5 protein-coding genes are annotated in these 5191 nt (G+C 64.9%); all 5 read left to right on the forward strand.

From position 1 onward, the window contains the following. Positions 1–918 (forward strand): MBL fold metallo-hydrolase (locus IC50_RS07375; protein ID WP_035702444.1); only part of this gene is annotated, 918 nt, incomplete at its 5' end. 181 nt (positions 919–1099) lie between these two features. Further along, complete coding sequence (locus IC50_RS07380; protein WP_035702447.1) at positions 1100–1651, forward strand: NADPH-dependent FMN reductase; 552 nt, start codon at positions 1100–1102, stop codon at positions 1649–1651. Between the two features lie 202 nt (positions 1652–1853). Next, a complete protein-coding gene (locus IC50_RS07385; protein WP_028177591.1) occupies positions 1854–2171 on the forward strand; it encodes an FtsB family cell division protein in 318 nt (105 codons plus the stop codon). Between the two features lie 215 nt (positions 2172–2386). Further along, positions 2387–3346, forward strand: a complete 960-nt coding sequence (locus IC50_RS07390) for a GAF domain-containing protein (RefSeq protein WP_035702449.1) — start codon at positions 2387–2389, stop codon at positions 3344–3346. A gap of 283 nt (positions 3347–3629) precedes the next feature. Beyond that, positions 3630–5147, forward strand: coding sequence for an aldehyde dehydrogenase (adh, locus tag IC50_RS07395; RefSeq protein WP_035702452.1), 1518 nt, complete (start codon positions 3630–3632; stop codon positions 5145–5147). The last annotated feature ends 44 nt before the right edge of the window (positions 5148–5191 follow it).

The following is a 5191-nucleotide window of genomic DNA, read 5'->3' on the forward strand; positions in this document are numbered from 1 at the left end:
GCCGCCAATGCCTCAGTGCCGCCGGCTGGGACGCAGGCGCCGGGCTTCTACCGCTACAAGGTCGGCAGCTACGAGTGCACCTCGATCAACGACGGTGCGCGCACCTTCCCGATGCCGGACAAGTTCGTCGTCAACATACCGAAGGACGAGGCGCTGGCCGCGGGCGAGGCGGCCTACATGCCGAAAGGCATGGTCACCGTGCCGTTCAATCCGCAACTCATCAACACCGGCTCCAAGCTCGTGCTGATCGATACCGGCAACGGCGTCGCCAATCTCGAGCCGAGCAAAGGCGCGGTCGGTCGTACGCTGCAGAACCTCCAGGCCGCCGGCGTCGATCCGAAGAACATCGACATCGTGCTGCTCTCGCATCTGCATCCCGATCACACCAACGGCATCCGCCTCGCCGACGGCGCGCTCGCATTCCCCAACGCGGAGATCATGGTGCCCGGCAAGGACTGGGAGTTCTGGACCAGCGCGGACAACACGGCCAAGGCCGAGTCCAATCCGATGATGAAGAACTACTTCGCCAACGTGAAGAAGACCTTCGCCGGCCTCGAGTCCAAGGTGACGAAGTACGAGTGGGGCAAGGAGGTCGCGCCCGGCATCACCTCGATCGCGACACCCGGCCACACGCCGGGGCACACCTCGTTCGCGGTCGCCTCTGGCGATGCCAAGGTGCTGATCCAGTCCGACGTCACCAACATCCCGGAGTTCTTCCTGCGCAATCCGGACTGGCACGTGATGTTCGACAACGATGCCGCGATGGCGCAGGCGACGCGCCACAAGTTCTACGACATGGCGGCAACGGAGAAGGCGACCGTGATCGGCTTCCACTTCTCCTTCCCCTCGGTCGGCCATGTCGAAAAGGACGGCGCCAAATATCGCCTGATCCCGTTGGCGTGGAATCCGACGATCTGATCCGAGTTGGACGTTTGCGCGAAAGATCGGGCCGCCGCCTGGCGGCCCGATTGGTTTGGGCGACCGTCTGCTTTCGCGAAACGCAGCGTTTCCAAATCGGACCAGTCCATGCACTTGCATCAAATAGTCCGGATCGCTTAAGTGCCATCAGGCACTTCCTCTCAAGGTTCAAGGACACCTCATGGCCTACAACATCGTCGCGATCGCCGGCAGCCTTCGCAAGGAAAGCTTCTCGCTGAAGATCGCCAATGCGCTTGCCAAGCTCGCGCCTGGCTCGCTCAAGCTCGAGGTCGTCACGCCGGCGGGCATCTCGTTCTTCAACCAGGACCTCGAGGGCGCGCCGCCCGCGGACTGGCTCGCCTTCCGCGAGAAGCTCCAGAAGTCGAACGGCGTCCTGTTCGTCACGCCCGAATACAACCGCTCGATCCCGGGCGTCCTCAAGAATGCCATCGACGTCGCCTCGCGGCCCTATGGCAAGAGCTCGTTCCTCGGCAAGCCGGTGGGCATCATCTCCAACTCGCCGGGGCTGCTCGGCGGGGTCAGCGCGGCCAAGCATCTGCAGAACATCCTGCCGGGCATTTCCGGTCCGGTTCTCCAGCAGCCGGAAATTTACCTCAGCAGCGTCGGCGATGCCTTCGACGCGGACGGCAACCTGACCAAGGACTCCCTCAAGACGGTGCTGCAGCAATACATCGACGCTTTCGCTGCGCATGTGGCGAAGCACCAGGGGTGAGTATAAGCCGAGCCTGCTCTCCGTCATGCCCGGGCTTGTCCCGGCCATCCACGTTCTTGCTTGCGGCGACGAAGGACGTGGATGCCCGGCACAAGGCCGGGCATGACGGCTGGGGAGACAGAGCGCCGTCTATCACGCTTCCATGTCTGGGGGGCAGAGTGCGATTAGCACTCCCTTAACCAACCTGTCCCATCTTCCCAGGATGGTCTCACGCGCCCGCCTGAAATCGATCCTGACTGGCCTTGCCCTCTATGCGATGGCGGCGGCGATCGTCGGCTATTTCGGCGTCAACGCCTATACCGGCAAATACGGCCTCAACGCCCGCCAGGAACTCGACCAGGAGATCATCGCGCTGACCAGCGAACTGGCCCAGCTCAAGCGTGAGCGCGCCAGGAGCGAGCAGCGGGTGTCGCTGCTGCGGTCCGAGAAGATCGACCCCGACATGCTGGACGAGCGGGCGCGCTTCCAGCTCGACTATGTCAATCCGCGCGACCTCGTTCGGATGATCCCGGCGAAGTAGCGTTTTCCGCAGCTTTCGAAACCGACACGAAAGCCGCTGCCGAAATCCGACCATTGTGCGCTTCGCTCCTGCGAAGGTCGTAAGTCCGGAACCCTCCGGTTGCCTTGACGGCGGTGCCGCGGCGGGCTCATGGCTTCGGTGGCGCGAGCTGAAGTTGACGGAGATCAAACGGGTGGCGCTGGTACCTTCTAATCTGTCATCCGGAGGAAACTGTGATGAATGGGTCAATGCCCGGGCATCACGCGGCCCGTGTCGAGGCCGCCATCGCGTCAGGCCAGGCGGCTCGGTCCGCGCTCGTGGCCTCGTGGCGTCGTTCCTCCAGATTGCATCATCTCGATCCCGGCGGCCGCACTGCGCCGATGCGCCTGACGGAAGCCGAACTGCAGCAGGCACGCGAGCGCATCGCGCCGCTTCTGGCCGCCGCGCAGGGCGCGATGGACCGGCTCTATCAGGCCGTCGGCGCCGCGGGCTGCTGCGTGCTGCTTGCCGACGGCGATGGCGTGCCGGTCGATCGCCGCGGCACGGTGGCGGACGATGCGACGTTTCAGTCCTGGGGCTTGTGGACCGGTGCGCTCTGGAGCGAGGAGTACGAGGGCACCAACGGCATCGGCACCTGCCTCGTCGAGCAGCGCTCGCTGACGATCGATCGCGACCAGCATTTCTTTGCCCGCAATACGCTTCTGAGCTGCACCGCCGTTCCGATCTACGACCATGAGGCGGCGCTCGCGGGTGTGCTCGACGTCTCCTCCTGCCGCGCCGACCGCACCGATGCCTTCGCCAGCCTGATCGCGCTTGCGGCGGGCGAGGCGGCCAGGCGTATCGAGGCCGACCTGTTCCGAAAGGCTTTTGCCCATGCCCGCATCGTCCTGACGCAAGCTGCGGACGGAAGTTGCGGCGGCCTCGTTGCGGTCGATGCGGACGATCTCGTGATCGGCGCGACCCGCTCCGCCCGGGTGGCGCTCGGAATCGCGCCCGGCCGGGCCTTGCAGCCGGTGCCCGCCGCCGACCTTCTCGGCGGCGATGTCGCGCGCGATCATCTTGCCGGCGGCCAGCGCGCGGTGTTGCAGCGGGCACTGCTCCGCGCCGGCGGCAACGTCTCGGCAGCCGCCCAGGCCCTCGGCGTCAGTCGCGCCACGCTGCACAGAAAGCTCAAGCGGTTCGAGCTGAACCACTGAGCCGGGCTCTCTCCACTCGTCATTGCGAGGAGCGAAGCGACGAAGCAATCCAGAATCCTTCCGAGGAGGGACTCTGGATTGCTTCGCTTCGCTCGCAATGACGATGAGGAGGCCGCGGGCGCTCGATCTCGCACGGCCTCGCCCGCGACTGTCGCAGAACTGCGACAGGTCCGGCCCACCATCGCTCCCGTCAGGGCTGACAGAAATCGCGTCCCGCATCATCGTCCGCGCAAGTCGTGAACACACGACGACAAGCGCAAACAGCAAACATCGGGAGTGATCAATGAACAAGGTGGAATTCCTCAGCGTCACCAAAGTCCCCTTCGCCGAACGCTATGACAATTTCATCGGCGGCAAGTTCGTGGCGCCGGTCTCCGGCAAGTATTTCGACAATGCTTCGCCCGTGACCGGCCAGATCGTCTGCAGGATCGCGCGGTCCGACGCGCAGGACGTCGAGGCCGCCCTCGACGCGGCCCATGCCGCCAAGGCCGCCTGGGGCCGCACCAGCGTCGCCGAGCGCGCCGCGATCCTGAACCGGATCGCCGACCGCATGGAGGAGAACCTCGAGCGGCTTGCGATTGCCGAGACCTGGGACAATGGCAAGCCGATCCGCGAGACCCGCGCCGCCGACCTGCCGCTCGCGATCGATCACTTCCGCTATTTCGCGGGCGTCGTCCGCGCCCAGGAGGGCTCGATCGGCGAGATCGACCACGACACCATCGCCTATCATTTCCACGAGCCGCTCGGCGTGGTCGGCCAGATCATTCCCTGGAACTTTCCGCTGCTGATGGCCTGCTGGAAGCTCGCCCCGGCGCTCGCCGCCGGCAATTGCGTCGTGCTCAAGCCCGCCGAGCAGACCCCGGCCTCGATCATGGTGTGGGCCGAGATCATCGCCGACATCCTGCCGCCGGGCGTCCTCAACATTGTCAACGGCTTTGGCCTCGAGGCCGGCAAGCCGCTGGCGTCCAGCCCGCGCATCGCCAAGATCGCGTTCACCGGCGAGACCACGACGGGCCGGCTGATCATGCAGTACGCCAGCCAGAACCTCATTCCGGTCACGCTCGAGCTCGGCGGCAAGTCGCCGAACATCTTCTTCAAGGACGTCATCGCCGAAGACGATGACTTCTTCGACAAGGCGATCGAAGGCTTCGTCATGTTCGCGCTGAACCAGGGCGAGGTCTGCACCTGTCCGAGCCGGGCGCTGGTTCACGCGGATATCTATGACCGCTTCATGGAGCGGGCGCTGAAGCGTGTCGCCGCGATCAAGCAGGGCGATCCTCGCGATCCCACGACCATGATCGGCGCCCAGGCATCCGGCGAGCAGCTGTCCAAGATCCTCTCCTATATCGACATCGGCAAGCAGGAGGGCGCCAGGGTGCTGGCCGGCGGGGGACGCGCCCAGCTCGCGGGCGATCTCGCCGGCGGCTTTTACGTCCAGCCGACCGTGTTCGAGGGCAACAACAAGATGCGAATCTTCCAGGAGGAGATTTTCGGTCCCGTCGTCTCGGTCACGACCTTCAGGAACGACGAGGAAGCGCTCGCGATCGCCAACGATACGCTCTACGGCTTGGGTGCCGGCGTCTGGAGCCGCGACGCCAATCGCTGCTACCGCTTCGGCCGTGAGATCCAGGCCGGTCGGGTCTGGACCAACTGCTACCATGCCTATCCCGCGCATGCGGCCTTCGGCGGTTACAAGCAGTCCGGTGTCGGGCGCGAGACCCACAAGATGATGCTCGATCACTATCAGCAGACCAAGAACCTCCTGGTCAGCTACAGCCCGAAGAAGCTCGGCTTCTTCTGATGAGGGATGTCCCGCTCAGGAGGTCGTCATGCCCGGGCTTGTCC

It is taken from the genome of Bradyrhizobium genomosp. I (2014), from assembly GCF_000261685.1.
GTDB lineage: Bacteria > Pseudomonadota > Alphaproteobacteria > Rhizobiales > Xanthobacteraceae > Bradyrhizobium.

Excerpts from the sequence above, each read along its gene's own strand:
- adh (WP_035702452.1), top strand. The coding sequence starts at position 3,630 with ATGAACAAGGTGGAATTCCTCAGCGTCACCAAAGTCCCCTTCGCCGAA.
- IC50_RS07385 (WP_028177591.1), top strand. The coding sequence starts at position 1,854 with ATGGTCTCACGCGCCCGCCTGAAATCGATCCTGACTGGCCTTGCCCTC.
- IC50_RS07380 (WP_035702447.1), top strand. The coding sequence starts at position 1,100 with ATGGCCTACAACATCGTCGCGATCGCCGGCAGCCTTCGCAAGGAAAGC.
- IC50_RS07390 (WP_035702449.1), top strand. The coding sequence starts at position 2,387 with ATGAATGGGTCAATGCCCGGGCATCACGCGGCCCGTGTCGAGGCCGCC.